The organism is Trichococcus shcherbakoviae (genome assembly GCF_963666195.1).
GTDB classification, from domain to species: Bacteria; Bacillota; Bacilli; order Lactobacillales; family Aerococcaceae; genus Trichococcus; species Trichococcus shcherbakoviae.
Genome location: NZ_OY762653.1, coordinates 1,827,917 through 1,843,215, shown reverse-complemented (window position 1 = coordinate 1,843,215; position 15,299 = coordinate 1,827,917). Strand labels below are relative to the sequence as shown.

The 15,299-nt window shown below is 46.7% G+C and carries 10 protein-coding genes and 3 pseudogenes; 4 read left to right on the top strand and 9 right to left on the bottom strand.

Features of this window, described 5'->3' with window-relative positions:
* Positions 1–6: 6 nt before the first annotated feature.
* Positions 7–1,500 (bottom strand): sugar ABC transporter ATP-binding protein, encoded by a 1,494-nt coding sequence (locus ACKPBX_RS08760; RefSeq protein WP_319995157.1) that lies wholly within the window; start codon positions 1,498–1,500, stop codon positions 7–9.
* Between the two features lie 400 nt (positions 1,501–1,900).
* Here ACKPBX_RS08760 and ACKPBX_RS08755 point away from each other — a divergent pair, with 400 nt between their 5' ends.
* Together ACKPBX_RS08755 and ACKPBX_RS08750 are read left to right on the top strand one after the other, a co-directional pair.
* Entirely contained in the window at positions 1,901–2,857 is a 957-nt protein-coding gene (locus ACKPBX_RS08755) for an AraC family transcriptional regulator (protein ID WP_319995156.1), read from the top strand.
* A 330-nt stretch (positions 2,858–3,187) separates the two neighbouring features.
* Positions 3,188–4,612, top strand: a complete 1,425-nt coding sequence (locus tag ACKPBX_RS08750) for an IS5 family transposase (RefSeq protein WP_319995155.1) — start codon at positions 3,188–3,190, stop codon at positions 4,610–4,612.
* A 44-nt stretch (positions 4,613–4,656) separates the two neighbouring features.
* On the opposite strand, the gene ACKPBX_RS08745 is transcribed toward ACKPBX_RS08750, so the two are convergent.
* Genes ACKPBX_RS08745 through ACKPBX_RS08730 form a run of 4 tightly spaced genes read right to left on the bottom strand, consistent with a single transcriptional unit; the run spans position 4,657 to position 9,696 of the window.
* Positions 4,657–5,673 (bottom strand): LacI family DNA-binding transcriptional regulator, encoded by a 1,017-nt coding sequence (locus tag ACKPBX_RS08745; protein ID WP_319995154.1) that lies wholly within the window; start codon positions 5,671–5,673, stop codon positions 4,657–4,659.
* A 36-nt stretch (positions 5,674–5,709) separates the two neighbouring features.
* Positions 5,710–6,729 (bottom strand): aldose epimerase family protein, encoded by a 1,020-nt coding sequence (locus tag ACKPBX_RS08740; RefSeq protein ID WP_319995153.1) that lies wholly within the window; start codon positions 6,727–6,729, stop codon positions 5,710–5,712.
* Positions 6,722–7,396, bottom strand: a complete 675-nt coding sequence (gene pgmB, locus ACKPBX_RS08735) for a beta-phosphoglucomutase (protein ID WP_086988954.1) — start codon at positions 7,394–7,396, stop codon at positions 6,722–6,724. The genes ACKPBX_RS08740 and pgmB overlap by 8 nt, the downstream gene beginning before the upstream one ends.
* Positions 7,397–7,419: 23 nt before the next feature.
* Positions 7,420–9,696, bottom strand: coding sequence for a maltose phosphorylase MdxK (locus ACKPBX_RS08730; RefSeq protein ID WP_319995152.1), 2,277 nt, complete (start codon positions 9,694–9,696; stop codon positions 7,420–7,422).
* Between the two features lie 255 nt (positions 9,697–9,951).
* Here ACKPBX_RS08730 and ACKPBX_RS08725 point away from each other — a divergent pair, with 255 nt between their 5' ends.
* Together ACKPBX_RS08725 and ACKPBX_RS08720 are read left to right on the top strand one after the other, a co-directional pair.
* Positions 9,952–11,622, top strand: coding sequence for a PTS transporter subunit IIBC (locus ACKPBX_RS08725; protein WP_319995151.1), 1,671 nt, complete (start codon positions 9,952–9,954; stop codon positions 11,620–11,622).
* 236 nt (positions 11,623–11,858) lie between these two features.
* Positions 11,859–12,677 carry an endonuclease/exonuclease/phosphatase family protein gene (locus tag ACKPBX_RS08720; RefSeq protein WP_319995150.1) on the top strand — a complete coding sequence of 273 codons (819 nt, stop codon included), beginning with the start codon at positions 11,859–11,861 and terminating at the stop codon, positions 12,675–12,677.
* A gap of 441 nt (positions 12,678–13,118) precedes the next feature.
* On the opposite strand, the gene ACKPBX_RS08715 is transcribed toward ACKPBX_RS08720, so the two are convergent.
* The 4 genes and pseudogenes from ACKPBX_RS08715 to ACKPBX_RS08705 all read right to left on the bottom strand — a co-directional run.
* On the bottom strand, positions 13,119–13,400 hold the full coding sequence (locus ACKPBX_RS08715; RefSeq protein WP_319995149.1) for a type II toxin-antitoxin system RelB family anti-toxin: 282 nt from the start codon (positions 13,398–13,400) through the stop codon (positions 13,119–13,121).
* Positions 13,378–13,757: pseudogene (locus ACKPBX_RS13830) on the bottom strand (type II toxin-antitoxin system RelE/ParE family toxin). Before ACKPBX_RS13830 ends, ACKPBX_RS08715 begins: the two are co-directional and overlap by 23 nt.
* Positions 13,758–14,254: 497 nt before the next feature.
* Positions 14,255–14,332 (bottom strand): annotated as a pseudogene (locus tag ACKPBX_RS13825) (SEC-C metal-binding domain-containing protein); the annotation flags it as partial.
* A gap of 147 nt (positions 14,333–14,479) precedes the next feature.
* Positions 14,480–15,262, bottom strand: a pseudogene (locus tag ACKPBX_RS08705) (DUF1186 domain-containing protein); the annotation flags it as partial.
* Between the last annotated feature and the right edge of the window lie 37 nt (positions 15,263–15,299).

Genomic DNA, 15,299 nt, shown 5'->3' with positions numbered 1-15,299 from the left:
ACCTTTTTAAGATTCTGACATTGCATACTGTAATATTTCCTCTTGAGAAGTATTTTTGGTATTTAGTTCAGCGGAAACCTTACCTTCTTTGATGACAATGATTCGATCACTCATACCCAAAACCTCAGGCATTTCTGAGGATACTAATATGACTCCATATCCTTTTTCAGCTAATTCTCCCATTATTTCATACATTGCAGCTTTTGCTCCCACATCCACTCCCTTTGTTGGCTCATCAAGAATGATGACTCTCAAGAATGAAGTCAATATTTTAGCTAATACAACTTTTTGTTGATTCCCACCTGATAAATTGGATACTTTATCAAAAATAGAATTAGCCTTTACGTTAACTCTTTCGCCGAAAGTTTTTGCAACTTCAAATTCTTCTTGGGAATTTATCCAAAATCGATTGGTCATTTTTCTCAAATTGGTCAAGGTTATACTTTTATATATTTCTAATTCAGTTATTAACCCACCTTCATGTCTATTTTCTGATAATAATCCAATACCATTTTCTAAAGCATGGGATGGTGACTTGGGTATGAAGGTCTCACCCATTAATTCGATACTACCTTCATCATGTTTTTCTAAACCATAAATGGTTTCTACGATTTCAGTTCTCCCTGCGCCCACCAATCCCGTCAAAGCAACAATTTCTCCAGCTTTTACTTCAAAATTTATATTTTTGAAGTAACCAGTTCGTGATAAATTATTAACCTTCAAAACAGTATCTCCGATTACTAATTCTTTTTTGGGGAATAGCGTATTAATTTCTCTTCCCACCATTGCTACGATTAAATCGTGATTCGAAATTTTATCAACATCCCAAGTACCTATATATTTTGAGTCACGTAAAACGGATACTTTTGAAGCTAAACGATACATATCTTCAAATCTATGGGAAATGAATATAATAGACTTCCCTTGATCACGTAAATCCTCCGCTATTTTATAGAGTTCCTCACTCTCGTTAATTGTAAGGGATGCAGTAGGTTCATCCATGATGATAATGCGGGCATTTTGAGAAAGTGCTTTCGCAATTTCTACAATTTGTTGCTGGGCTACCGACAACTCTCCCATTATTCGGCGGGCATCAAAATTTGCACCAATTTTTTCTAACAATTGGTTTGCTTCGCTGTTCATCTTTTTCCAATTTAAATAATTAATTTTTCCAGCTGTATACTCGTGGCCTAAAAATATATTTTCCGTTACCGAAAGGTCAGGGTAGCTTGTTGAATGCTGATAAATAGCTGCAATCCCAGCTTTTTTAGAATCATTTGTATTCTTAAAACTAACTTCTTTCCCATCTAGATAAATTTTTCCTTCTTCCGGCTGGTGAACTCCGGTCATCACTTTGATAAATGTAGATTTACCAGCACCATTTTCTCCCATTAATGCATGAATTTCTCCTGCCTTTAATTTGAAATTCACATTATCCAGAGCCTTGACACCTGGGAAAATTTTTGAAACTCCCTCTAATTGAAGCACGTAATCTTCCATATTAATTCCTCCTTTATCTCATTATTTTTAAATGGAGTAATGCTTTTACTACAAGTCTCCTTTACTGACACCTAATTGTAACCGCTTTTAATTGCATCCATAAGTAAGTTTTGGATAGTTGCCGCTGAGATACCTTTATTTTTACAAAAAATATTTATCCTGCAAGGCCACCCTATTTTGAAAGCGCTTAAAAATAAATGCAATTACTGTCATATCATGTCTATTTTGACAATCATAATCTAGAGCCTGAAGTAATAATATCAGCTACTATACAGTACTATATTTACTTACTAAACATCTCCGCAATGAAAATGTTTACATTACTATTAAACAACTTAATCTTTTATGTTACAATGTCCATAAATACGTTTTGAGTACCAATTATACAGGAGGTGTTAGAATGCAACTTATCAAATTCCTAATGGAAGAGACTATTATTGAAAAGGAGCAGAAAAAGAGGCATGTATTTGTTCCGGACTTACCAGATTTGGACAACCTGCAGACAAAAGTGCCCAAAATCAAGAACAACTTTTTTTTCGAAAACAAGGATATCTACATAAGCAAACATAGTCGCTACGCCGCCTATCCCGAGCACTCGCATCAATTCCTCGAGCTTAATTACATCGTGAAGGGTGAATGCCGCCAACTCATCAATGGCGTCCCATATCTGTTGAAGGAAGGCGATATCCTGCTGATGGACACCGGCAGTGAGCATTCGATTGAAGCGCTAGGGAAAGAGGATCTCCTATTGAACATCCTATTCAATAATAAGAGTATTTCCATCGATTGGCTCAAGAACATGAACCATAACGATAGCATCCTGTATAAAATGTTACTTACCAATAATCAACAAGGTTCAAATCATACAAACTATATTCTTTATAGAAATGAACAAAACGAACACATCCAGCAAATCATCAACAGTATGTTGAACGAATATTTTTTCCCTAAGGTCTTTTCCAGCAAAATTATCAGTAGTTACTTGCCCATCCTTCTTTATGAATTGGCGCGTTCCTTACCATACGAATACAATGAGAATTTCAGCGAAAAAGATCCTTTCTACGAGGTCCTCCAATTGATAGACACAGAATTCGAGACAATTACGCTTAATGAAGCCTCAAAAATATTAAATTTCAACAAAAACTATTTGAGTAATATGGTTAAAAAACGAAGTGGCCAAACCTTCACAGAATTGCTCAACGAGAAAAAATTATTGAAGGCAAATCTATTGATCGAATCCACTGAAATACCAATCAATACCATATTATCTGAAGTAGGCTTTTCGAATAAAACCTACTTCTATAAATGCTATAAAGAGAAATTCCAGAGATTACCTTCTGATGTCCGTAAAAAATAGGACAAATAAAGAAAAGAACACGAGAAAACATCAGCCATGAAGCTAAGCAATTCCTGAAGTTCCTGACCAAATCATTCTCGGATTATATATGAGGCTCGCGTAGCTATGCCCCAAAAATAAAAACAGCAAGCCCCCAACCTCCGATCTGATGTCGGAAATTGGGGGCTTGCTGTGTTTTACTGAATTTATTTAATGTCTACTGAATAATTAACAAACCTTATCATAACAGCGTTTTTAGATGTTTTTTGGTATAATAGATGCATGGAATCCAGGGCAAAACACCAAAAACCCGTGCACTTTTTTCAAAAATGATACGAAGAGGCAATGAAAATGTACAAAAAGCAGACGAATCGGCAATTAACCATTTATGACTTCGATCAGCCATTGGGCCTTACGATGAACCCAGAAAACCGTTGGGTCAAAAAAGCGGATTCGATTCCCTGGTCAGTCATTGAAGATAAGTATGCTGCTCTGTTCAACAGTGACAGAGGAAACATCGCCAAACCGGTAAGGATGGCACTAGGTGCCTTGATTATTCAAAGCGAATTTCAGTATGCAGATACCGAAGTCGTCAATCAGATTCGCGAAAATCCCTATCTGCAGTACTTTGTCGGACTACCTTCCTATAAGGATGAAAAGCCATTCGATGCTTCTTCGATGGTGCACTTCCGCAAACGTCTCTCGTCCGAAATTCTGATTGAAATCAATGAATTGATCCTCAAACCTATAGAGGATGGAGCAGATGATTCCCAAACTGACGATAATGACAATAATGATGACAATGATGCATCAGGATCTGAGAATGAAGGGACGCTCATTCTAGATGCCACTTGCGCGCCTTCAGAAATCAAGTTCCCGCAAGACACGGAACTGTTGAACGAATGTCGGGAAAAGTTGGAAGGCATCATCGACGTAATCTGCGAAGCAAACCACCTTCCCAAACCCCGCACCTATCGGAAAATGGCCCGAAGGGATTATCTCAACATCGCGCGCAAGAAAAAGAAAAGCAGCAAACAAATTCGCAAAGCCATCGGCAAGCAACTGAACTACATCCGGCGAGATTTAGGGTACATCGACGCATTTCTGGAGCAAGGTTATACGCTAGGAACGAAGCAAGTCAACCTGTTGGGGACTTTGCGGAAATTGTATGAACAGCAGCTCTACATGCACACAAGCAGGACGCACAAAGTGCAGGATCGCATCGTCAGTATCAGCCAGCCGTTTATCCGCCCGATTGTCCGCGGAAAAGCCAAGAACCCGGTGGAGTTTGGAGCCAAACTGGACATGAGCATAACCAATGGGTACGCCCGACTCGAAAAAATTTCCTTCGATGCCTACAACGAGAGCGAATGCCTCATAGTTGCAGTGGAACGCTACAAAGAACGGATGGGAGTGTATCCTGAACGAGTTTTGGCGGATAAAATATACCGAAATCGCACAAACTTGAGCTACTGCAAAGAACTCGGAATCCGATTATCCGGCCCGTCGCTCGGCAGGCCCAAGAAGGATCAAAAGGTTGACAAAAAACAAGAATACACCGACAACTGCGATCGAGTAGAGGTCGAAAGAGGCTTCAGCCTGGCGAAAAGAAAGTTCGGGCTCAGGCTTATTCGAACACGCCTTGAAGAGACCAGTCTGTGTGTGATTGCTTTATCCATTCTTACAATGAACCTGTCCAAGGTTTCATTGCGCATTTTTTTGACTATCATCCAATGGATGAGCTTACTCAGAATTGAACCCCTTGTGAACCCGTAAGCTAAAAATAGCTATTTATTCAGCAGGCATTATTTATTGAGGAATTATTCCCCCCGCACCCTCATAACCGTCTCCCGCTCAATCACTTCATGCGGCACGATCATTTTCGGCAGCAAGGCGCTCGGTTCGTTGAGTTGGCGGATCAATAGGGCGGCGGCTTGTCGGGCCAGTTCCTGGACGTGGATGTCGATGGTCGTCAGGAACGGGTGGGACAGGGTCGCAAAGACGGAATTGTTGAAGCTGATCAGCGAGATGTCGTCCGGAACTTTGTAGTTGTCCAGCTGCAGATACTGCAGGACACGCAAAGCTAGGCGGTCATCGCCGACGACGAGTCCGGTAGGTTGGGTCTCTTCGAGGAACTCCTGGAAAGCCATGAAATCAGTCGGCGTTTCGAAATAGAGTTCCGGATGGACGGTCAGGTTGGCGTCGCGTAAGGCATCGGAATAGCCTTTATAGCGTTCCTTATCGACGACTTGCGAAGGCGTCAGACCGACATAACCGATCCGCTGATGCCCATGTTGGATCAGGCAGTCGGCCGCCGATTTGCCGGACAGGCGGTTATCGTTGTCGATGTAGATCGTCTCGTTTTCGTAGACATCGGGTTTCCCCAGCAGTGCATAAGGAATCTTCTCATCATGCAGGAACTTGCGGATCGGATCTTTCGCCTCCGAATACAACAGGATGAAGCCATCGACCAGTTTGCGTTGATGCATCAAGCGTACGCTGTCCTTCAGTTCCGCCATTGTTTTCCCGGTCGCCAGGGAAATCATGTATTTCTGTTCGTTGCAGACGACGCCAATTTCCTGGATCATCTCCAAGAAGAGCGGATTCTGCGCTGGATTCCCCATCGTACCCACCGGCAGGATCACGCCGATCGTCTGGGTGGACTTGTTGGCCAGGTTCTGGGCGGCGAAGTTGGGCGTATAGCCCAATTTATGCATCGCTTGGCGCACTTTCACTTTTGTGTTTTCGCTGATCAGCGGACTGTCCTTCAACGTGCGTGAAACGGTTGAAGTCGCGACGCCCGCTTCTCTGGCGACATCTTTTATCGTAACGGTCATAGGCATTTTCCTCAGGTTCATTTTTGTATCTCTAGATTACCATTTAAAAGTGTAATTTTGAACCCTTGCCGCCAAAGTATTTGTCGCCAGAACGATATTGTCCCAGCCCGGATGATGGATGGCGTCCGGCACTTCCTGCGCTTCGATCGCCAAACCGAGGTGGCTTTGCATCGGGCGTCCGTTCACAAGGTATGGCTCATTCATGTCGGTCGTCGAAAACAACACGATGCTGCTGCGGTTGCTGGACAGCGCCATTTCCCGGCCACTGCCCGCATCGCTGAGGACCAACTGCTTTTGTTCGTCCGAGTGCATCAGGAAAACATCGTCGAATCCTTCCGGCTTTTTTTGAATGGCGTCGCCGATAAGCGTCGCTTCGCGGAAATCGAAAGCCGTCCCCGCCACCGCTTGTTTCGTCCCGGTCGGAAGCTTTTCGGCATCCAATTCCAGCACTTCTTCGCAGGCCAGCTGCAAAACATGATCGGTGATCGGACGCTTGGCATCGCCGCTCAAATTGAAATAGATATGGCTGGTCGGATTGAACAGCGTTTCCTCATCGTCCCGGCTGATCCCTTCCATAGTGACCGTCAGGCAACCTTCCGCATCGAGGGAATAGCTGGTTTTCGCCTGTAGCCGGCCGGGATAGCCGACCGTTTCCGGTGTCGAGTCCAATGTGAACGTGACGGTCACTGCTTCTGCCGTTTCTTCGGTCGTAAATCCCCAGAACTGTTGGCCCCAACCGCGGCTTCCGCCGTGGATATGGTGTGCGCTGTTATTCTGTTCCAGCTGCACCGTGCCCCATTTGCCTCCGGAAATCCGGCCGGCGACCGGTCCGACGGTGGCGCCGAAGGAAGCCCGGTCGTTTCCGTAGGCTTCGGCATCAGCCAAGCCCAGGACAACATTTTCGCTCTGGCCTTCCCGGTCCGGGACAAGCAAGCGGATCAGCCGTGCGCCGTAGTTGATGCAGCTGACGGACATGCCGTTCGGCTGGCTCAAATCGATGCGCATGACTTGTTCCGTTCCGATGCTGCCCCATTCGCGGATAGAGATGCTAGCCATTGGCCGTCGCCTTCTCCCACGTATCGCGCAGGACGGCAAGCGACAAGTCGCTCGTGTCCGCCAAGACGCGGTCGGCTTGCGCCAGCACTTCAGCGTCGCCGATTGCGATCGCAGGAATATGCGCAGCTTTGATGGCCTCCACGCCTGAAGCGGCATCTTCCACGCCGATGCACTCGGCTGGTTTTGCCCCTGCCAGCTCCGCGCCGGCCAAGAAGATGTCCGGAGCCGGTTTACCTGCAGCCACTGAGGCTGGATCGACGATGCCGTCGAAGTAGTCCTTGACCTGCAAAAGCTCCAGGATGCCAGGTGCGTTCTTGCTGGCGGAAGTCACGATCGCCTTCAGACCCGCTTCGCGCAATTCTTCCAAAAGCGGCAGGATGCCAGGCAGGATGTCCGCCGGTGTCATTTCCTGGATCAATTCCAGATAATGGTCATTTTTCTTTGTGCACAAGGCTTCTTTTTCAGCTGTGGAATATTTATCCGCCAAGCCGCCGAATGCCAGGATGCGCTCGAGCGAATCGATGCGGCTGACACCCTTCAGCTCTTCATTGAAGGCTTCGTCAACGGTGACCCCCAACTCCGCGCCGAGGTCACGCCAGGCCAAAAAATGGAATTTGGCAGTGTCGGTGATGACGCCGTCCAAGTCGAACAATACTGCTTTCAACATTTCTTTCTCTCCTTTGATGCCGCTCATGCGGACACGGTCTTTTTCAGTGCGACTTTGATTTCATCTTTCAGTTGCAGTTCTTCATCATAGATGCGGACAGACAACGCTTCGCCTTTCACCAAGGTCAAGCTGACGTGTTCTTCGTTCACCGCGATCAGGATCAAGCTACCGCGGTAGTTGATGTGGAATTGGTAGTGCGTCCAGTCTTTCGGCAAGAACGGCGCGAAGCTCAGACCGTCTTTGGCGCGCATGCCGGCGAAGCCTTCCGCAATCGTCAACCAGCTACCGGTCATCGAAGTGATGTGCAAGCCGTCTTCGGTATCATTGTTGTAGTTGTCCAGATCCAGGCGGGCAGTGCGTTGGTACAGTTCCACAGCTTTTTCTTCCTTGTGCAGCTCGGCCGCAAGGATCGCGTGGATGCATGGCGACAAGCTTGATTCATGCACGGTCATCGGCTCGTAGAAGTCAAAGTTGCGTTCTTTTTCTTCCAACGTGAATTCGTCACCGAACAGGTAGATCCCTTGCAGGACGTCGGCTTGTTTGATGAAGCAAGAACGCAAAATCTTGTCCCATGACCAGTGTTGGTTCAATGGCAAATCAGCTTTGTCCAGCGCGCTGACCGGTTTCAGATCTTTGTCCAGGAACGTGTCGTGCTGCACGAAAACTTGGCGCTCCTCATCGTACGGGAAGTACATGTTGTCGATGATGTCCTGCCATTTTGCTTTTTCGGCTGCGGTGATGCCCAATGCTTCTGCGCGTTCCGGATACTTCTCCAGGCTTTCCAAAGTATAACGCAGCACCCAGACAGCCAAACGGTTTGTGTACCAGTTGTTGTTGATGTTGTTTTCGTACTCGTTCGGTCCGGTTACGCCATGGATCATGTAGCATTGCTTGTTTTGTGAGAAGTGTACGCGGTCCGCCCAGAAACGGCTGACGGCGCTGAGCACTTCCAGCCCTTCTTCGGCCAGGTAGCTTTCATCGCCTGTATAGGCGGTGTAATTGTAGATTGCGTAAGGGATCGCACCATTGCGGTGGATTTCCTCGAAAGTGATTTCCCATTCATTGTGGCACTCCACGCCGGTGAAGGTCACCATCGGATACAACGCGCCCTTCAACCCTTGTTGCTTCGCATTATGGAAAGCGCCCGGCAATTGGTTGTGACGGTATTTCAAGAGATTGCGGGTAACTTCCGGCTCGGTAACCGCCAAGTAGAACGGCACGCCGTAAGCTTCCGTATCCCAGTAGGTAGCGCCGCCGTATTTCTCGCCGGTGAAGCCTTTCGGTCCGATGTTCAGGCGCTCATCTTCGCCGTAATAAGTAGAGAACAGTTGGAACAGGTTGAAACGGATTCCTTGTTGCGCTTCGTCATCTCCGCCGATTTCGACATCCGCCAGATCCCAACGCTTAGTCCACAGATTCGCTTGTTTTGCTTCCAATTCTTCGAAACTTTGGCCAGCTACTTTGGTGGCGTAGATTTCTTCGGCAGTTGCTGCCAGCTGGTCCTTCGCATGATCGCGGCTCGTCGTCAGCGTCACGTATTTCTCTAATGAAAGGACTTGGCCGTTTCCGGCTTCCCCTTCGAACACTTGGGAGACGAACAATTCTTTGCTGTTGTTGCCTTTTTGATTGAAGCCTGTCGCTTTGTGGTGCATCGTTGCAGCCACACTGAAACGTTCAATGCCGAAGTTGTTCGGGATCGTTTCGACGACCAGCGTATCGTCCGTTTGTTCGACCCATTCCCAGAACATTTCATCATAGTTGGCATCTTCGTTTTGGACATTCCCGTCCAGAGCACTTTCGATACGGATCTCAGCATTTTCTGAAGCTGTGATTTCCACTTTGATGGCGCAAAGCTCCTTAATGTCGATGCTCAGGAAGCGTGTGAAATGGACAGTGACTTCTTTGCCGTTCTTCACTACCGTAAAGAAGCGTTCCAGGCGGCCTTTTTCCATATCCAACGTCAAGGCAAAGTCTTTCGTTTCATCCTTATGCAGATCGATTTCTTCCCCGTCCACAAAGATGTGCATATACAGGAAATTCATCGCATTGATCACTTTTCCGAAATATTCCGGATAACCGTTTTTCCACCAGCCGACGCGTGTTTTGTCGGGATACCAGACGCCCGCCACATACGTTCCTTGATGGTGATCGCCCGAGTAGGCTTCCTCGAAGTTTCCGCGCATGCCCATATAGCCGTTGCCGAGACTCGTCAGACTTTCCTGCAGGCGGCGGTTTTCTTTGTCTAATTGTTTGGTTGTCACTTTCCATGGATTGATCTCAAAAATTTGTTGCGTCATCATTGGTTCCCCCTTATTTGTTCTTCCCCCATAGTTTACGTGCAATCGGTTGCATTGTCAATGCAAAAGTTGCATTATTATTTCCGTTGCGTTATTTATCGGGATTTTCGTTTTTCCCTTCATCTATTCGCTGAATAACCGTTGAAAAAACCGAATTATTCTGAAATAGAACGCTTGCATAATTTCTGGATATGGTCTATACTTCGAATCGTAAACGTTGCAATCGATTGCACTGGCAAATTTGAGAGGAGTTTTAAAATGAAGAAAATATTTACGTTTGATTTTTGGCAAAAATTCGGTAAAGCTTTGATGGTTGTTATCGCGGTCATGCCGGCAGCTGGTTTGATGATCAGTATCGGCAAGATGATCGCTATGTTCTCGGGGGATGTCCAACTGTTGCTGACAACGGCTGGGGTTATCGAAGATCTGGGCTGGGCTGTCATCGTCAACCTGCATATCCTGTTCGCCGTCGCCATCGGGGGATCTTGGGCAAAAGAACGTGCCGGCGGAGCCTTCGCAGCACTGCTTGCCTTCATCCTAATCAACCGCACGACCGGTAAACTTTTCGCAGTAACCGGAGATATGCTGGCTACGGACGGCGCGACTACCAAAACGTTATTCGGCCAAGATATCCTGGTCAATGGCTACTTCACGAACGTTTTGGGTGCACCTGCTTTGAATATGGGTGTCTTCGTTGGGATCATCGCCGGTTTTGTCGGTGCCGTCATCTTCAACAAATACTACAATTACCGCAAACTTCCTGATGCGTTGTCCTTCTTCAACGGCAAACGCTTCGTGCCTTTCGTCGTCATTGGTTGGTCCGTTCTAATTTCCCTTGTTTTGGCAATCATCTGGCCAGTCGTTCAGACCGGCATCAATAATTTCGGGATTTGGATCGCGGACTCCGCGGATACCGCACCGATTTTGGCGCCTTTCGTATATGGTACGTTGGAACGTCTCTTGTTGCCGTTCGGTCTGCACCATATGCTGACGATTCCGATGAACTACACTTCTTTGGGTGGAACTTACACCATTTTGACAGGCGCTGCTGCAGGTTCTCAAGTGTTCGGTCAAGATCCGCTTTGGTTGGCTTGGGCCAGCGATTTGGTGAACTTGAACAACACCGGCGATACAGCAGCCTACAATGAGTTGCTTAACGCATTCACTCCTGCCCGCTTTAAAGTTGGTCAAATGATCGGCGCAGCCGGCAGCTTGATGGGCTTGGCTTATGCTATGTACCGCAACGTCGATGTCGACAAACGTCCGAAATACAAATCCATGTTCTTCTCCGCAGCCATCGCTGTTTTCCTGACAGGGGTAACCGAACCGCTTGAGTACATGTTCATGTTCGCTGCACCACTGCTTTACGGCGTTTATGCAGTCCTACAAGGAGTCGCATTCGCCATGGCCGATATCATCAGCCTGCGCGTCCACTCCTTCGGTACGCTGGAATTCCTGACACGCATCCCGATGTCCTTGAAAGCCGGCTTATGGTTGGATGTCGTCAACTACATCTGGGTGACGCTCGCGTTTGCTGTCATCATGTACTTCGTCGCCAACTTCATGATCAAACGCTTCAAATTCGCAACGCCAGGCCGTTTGGGCAACTACACGGACTTCGACGGCGAAGCGGAAGAAGCTGCTCCTGCCACTGCGAAACCGGAAGGCAACGCTGGTGCATCCGATAACGACAAACTTGTTTGGAACATCATCGACGCATTCGGCGGACAAGAAAACATCACTGAAGTCGATGCTTGCATGACCCGTCTGCGCGTCACGGTCAAAGATGAAACCCAAGTTGCAGAAGATAAAAAATGGTCCACATTGGGTGCACGCGGCGTCATCCGCAAAGGCAAAGGCATCCAAGTCGTGTACGGTCCCCAAGCAGATGTCCTAAAATCTGATATAATAGATTTATTAGGAAGATAGGAAAAGCGGAACGGGTTCGTTCAGCCCTGAAAGAAATTTAGGAAATCTGTCCGACTGAGCATCGAAGAGCGCAATAGGACAGATTTATCTAATTTCCGAAGGGCTTACCCGTGTAGCTAGCCATCATTTTGGATGCACGAAACACTTTAAAAGTCTGTAAAATAACTAAAATGATGCACTTCCTATTTTTTAAAAGATCATATTAATACCTATTTGTTTAGAAAGGTGAGGACCACATGAAACTACTGACTTTGAATACGTACAGCTGGGTCCAAACAGCAGACCCCGAAACTTACGCCGCCCTGATTACGGACATTCTGGAAAACGAATACGACGCCATCGCTTTGCAGGAGGTGAATCAGCTTTCCAGCGGCACAAGCGTCAACGAACCGGAGGGCTATCTGCCCACCCAGAACGAAATCCCGATCAAATCGGATAACTTCGCCTACTTCTTGGTGAAGTTCTTGGCGGAGAAAGGACTTTCCTATCATTGGTCCTGGGTACCTTGCCACCAAGGCTACTTCCGTTTCGATGAAGGAGTCGCCATCCTCAGCAAAGCGCCGATTCAGTCAGTCGAACAGGTCCAACTTTCTGTAGTCAATGATTTCGAAAACATCCACACCCGCCGCGCTTTGGTCCTCGAGACCGAAGCAGCCGCTTTCGTCTCCGTCCACCTTTCTTGGTGGAAAGCGGAAGAAGAAAATCCGTTCCTACGGGAGTGGACTTCCGTTGAGGCTGCAGTTAAAAAGCTGCGCGGCACCAAGCCCATCTATGTCATGGGTGACGTCAACAACCCAGCCGATGTCCGCAATGAAGGCTACGACCTGATCACGAATGCCGGCTGGCAGGATGCCTACGCCGTCGCCGCAACGCGAATCGGATCTGCAACCGTTCCGCCGGCAATCGACGGCTGGGAAGGAAACGAAGTCCCCTTGCGCATCGACTATATCTTCTCAGACCAGCCGCAAGCGGTCGAAACGTACGAAGTCAAATTCGACGGGAAGAAATTGCCTTGCGTGTCCGATCATTATGGGGTTGCGGTTACGTATTTGTGATTATGAATGTTGATGAATAAAAAGAAAAAGCTGTCTCATGTTGATGAGGCAGCTTTTTTGGTTGGACGCGATTTTTTGTGGGGGGTGTCCAATAAGTCCGAAGAATCGGACATTTAGGCTGACGATGCTGACCTGCTTGTCCGATAGCATCAAAGAATCGGACATCCACGCAGACTATACTGACCCGCTTGTCCGATAACTCCAAAGATTCGGACATCCACGCAGGCTATACTGCCCCACTTGTCCGATAACTCCATAGAATCGGACATCCAGTCCCCAAAAAACAGGAGCCGCTCCATATCGGGGTGGCTCCTGCTTTTTTCTGCTTTTGAACATTCTTAATTTCCGATGCATTGAGACTCCCTTGGCTAAAGGGTATGCTAACAAACTTTTGTGGGCACTCTCAGCGACAAAATCGGCAAATTTTGAAGTCATCTGGCCTTAAACAAACCGCACCTCAATGTCCTTGTCCAGGGCATTAGCAATCTCTTTCATAGTCTTGAAGGTAACATTGATACTCCCGTTCTCGATACGGGCAATCGTAGATTGCGGCTTATGCACTTTTTCAGCCAACTGTCGCTGGGTAAGTCCTTCCGCCTTCCGCAACTCCCGTAAAGCCACAGCGACCTCCAGGCGCTTGCTTTCCTCCTGAAAATTCTCCTCAAAGGCTTTGTCATTGGCACGGCGGCGGGCAATGTAGTCACTTACTCTTGCTGTTTCCATTGTTTTCCTCCTTCAGGAACCTATCACGAGTCTCACGTGCTCGCTTCTTTTCCGGCTCGGGTGTCTTTTGGGTTTTCTTTGTGAAGCCATGGGTAATGATGTAGCGGTCTCCCACCACATGAAAGTAGATGGCCCGTTGGATGTTTGATCCGACTTTAGAACGCAACTCAAATACATTCGATTCCAACTTCTTGACCCACTAGTTCTGAGCGGCCACCAGTAAGCCGTATTTTTCCGTTTTCTCAATGACCGCTAACAGCTTGGCTGCGTCTTTCAAGGGCATTGAGTCTAAGAATTTTTCAAATTCGCTTGTCCATCCGAATCTCGGATATATTCAAATACCAGCTTCTTTTCCACATCCTAATTATATCAAATACGCTATCAAAAACACAATTTCTTTTCGATGTATAATGGTAAAAATAACTACGCGCTAAAAATACAAAAAAGTCATACCCCCCTTTGAATAGGAGATATGGCTATAACCAAAAAGAAAAATATGTTTCACTTTTTAGAATCCTTACTTTTGATCTCTGCATTAACGAAGATTCCTATAATTATTTCTCGACTAAAAGTCAAGAACTTCCTTCTATTCTTCATAAATTTCTTCTAGCATCTGCAAAAATTTATAGTCTTAGATTGGCTTGGAAGAATGCGAGGATCAAGCCCAGTTCCTCATGAGAAGAAACGTCATTCCCTAAGTGATGGTTGTTCCCGAGGCAACATGAACGCACATAACATCTAATCGAGAGACTGCTGGACAGGGTTAATCGTGGCATGATCGGCAGCCACTCCTAGCCGCTGAAAGCAGCGGTTAATTTCCGGATGTCCCCTTCATCGCTAAGCGATTTTGCCAATTACTTCCCGCAGCATTTCTTGTACTTCTTACCGCTACCGCAAGGACAAGGATCATTGCGGCCGATTTTTGGTTCATTAACAATCGGCGCACCCTTCGGTTGTGACATGAAGCCTGAGTTTTTATTCATCATCTGGTCAAACTGCTTATCACGGGAATTATTTTTGAAATACGCCCAGTTCCTCAGCTCGCCGATAGTATCATCGATTTTTTGCAAGTGGCTGTTCCTCTTGGCCCTAGCCAGAACTGTCGATTTCCCTTCCACCATAGCCCGATCTACCGATTCCATACCGATCATTAAATAATCTACCTTATCATTTTCATATGCTTCCTTTATTTCCTCATACACTTCTCCCGGATAGATATCTGTACAGAGATTTATCAGCAGCGACAGGATGGTCATATTGTCGATCGTACGAAAGAGCTCTTTGTAATAAGCCATAAGTTCTTCCCGTTCGAATTCACCATTCAATGTCAAGATAGCCAATGCGGTTATCGCCTGAACTCGGATATACTCATCGATTTCCTCATTCTCGATCATTTGCTTGATGGATGCCACATCTCCCCCGCAAATCGAGGCCAGCATCCTTCCGGAAGAATCCATCATATCCCCAAACAGCTGATCTGGCTGTTCATTCGGTAGGCTGAACAGCTCAAGAACGATAGGATAGGCTTCTTTGACTCTGAACTGAGCCAACAGATAAACGGCATAGACATGACCGAAATAGTCAAAATTGGTGATGTATTTTTCTTTGTCCTCACGTACATCTTTAAGCACATCCAGCAACAACGGAATCGCTTCTTCTTGATTGGCAATTATTTCTTCCAATTCTTCTTCCGGGAAATCCCTTTTTGGATCATATTTGATGCGATCAACTATTTCGACGATTGTATGTTTTGAAGGTTCGATGGTTGCCGGACGATGCTCCCCTTTACCCTCGATACGATCCAACCGCTTGCCGAAATCCGCTTCATCGAACGCTTTGCCCGTTGCCAAACTCGCTGTCATTCTGTCCAAAAGAACTTCAGCAATCCGTTTTTTTGCT

Excerpts from the sequence above, each read along its gene's own strand:
- ACKPBX_RS08760 (WP_319995157.1), bottom strand. The coding sequence starts at position 1,500 with ATGGAAGATTACGTGCTTCAATTAGAGGGAGTTTCAAAAATTTTCCCA.
- ACKPBX_RS08755 (WP_319995156.1), top strand. The coding sequence starts at position 1,901 with ATGCAACTTATCAAATTCCTAATGGAAGAGACTATTATTGAAAAGGAG.
- ACKPBX_RS08750 (WP_319995155.1), top strand. The coding sequence starts at position 3,188 with ATGTACAAAAAGCAGACGAATCGGCAATTAACCATTTATGACTTCGAT.
- ACKPBX_RS08745 (WP_319995154.1), bottom strand. The coding sequence starts at position 5,673 with ATGACCGTTACGATAAAAGATGTCGCCAGAGAAGCGGGCGTCGCGACT.
- ACKPBX_RS08740 (WP_319995153.1), bottom strand. The coding sequence starts at position 6,729 with ATGGCTAGCATCTCTATCCGCGAATGGGGCAGCATCGGAACGGAACAA.
- pgmB (WP_086988954.1), bottom strand. The coding sequence starts at position 7,396 with ATGTTGAAAGCAGTATTGTTCGACTTGGACGGCGTCATCACCGACACT.
- ACKPBX_RS08730 (WP_319995152.1), bottom strand. The coding sequence starts at position 9,696 with ATGATGACGCAACAAATTTTTGAGATCAATCCATGGAAAGTGACAACC.
- ACKPBX_RS08725 (WP_319995151.1), top strand. The coding sequence starts at position 9,952 with ATGAAGAAAATATTTACGTTTGATTTTTGGCAAAAATTCGGTAAAGCT.
- ACKPBX_RS08720 (WP_319995150.1), top strand. The coding sequence starts at position 11,859 with ATGAAACTACTGACTTTGAATACGTACAGCTGGGTCCAAACAGCAGAC.
- ACKPBX_RS08715 (WP_319995149.1), bottom strand. The coding sequence starts at position 13,400 with ATGGAAACAGCAAGAGTAAGTGACTACATTGCCCGCCGCCGTGCCAAT.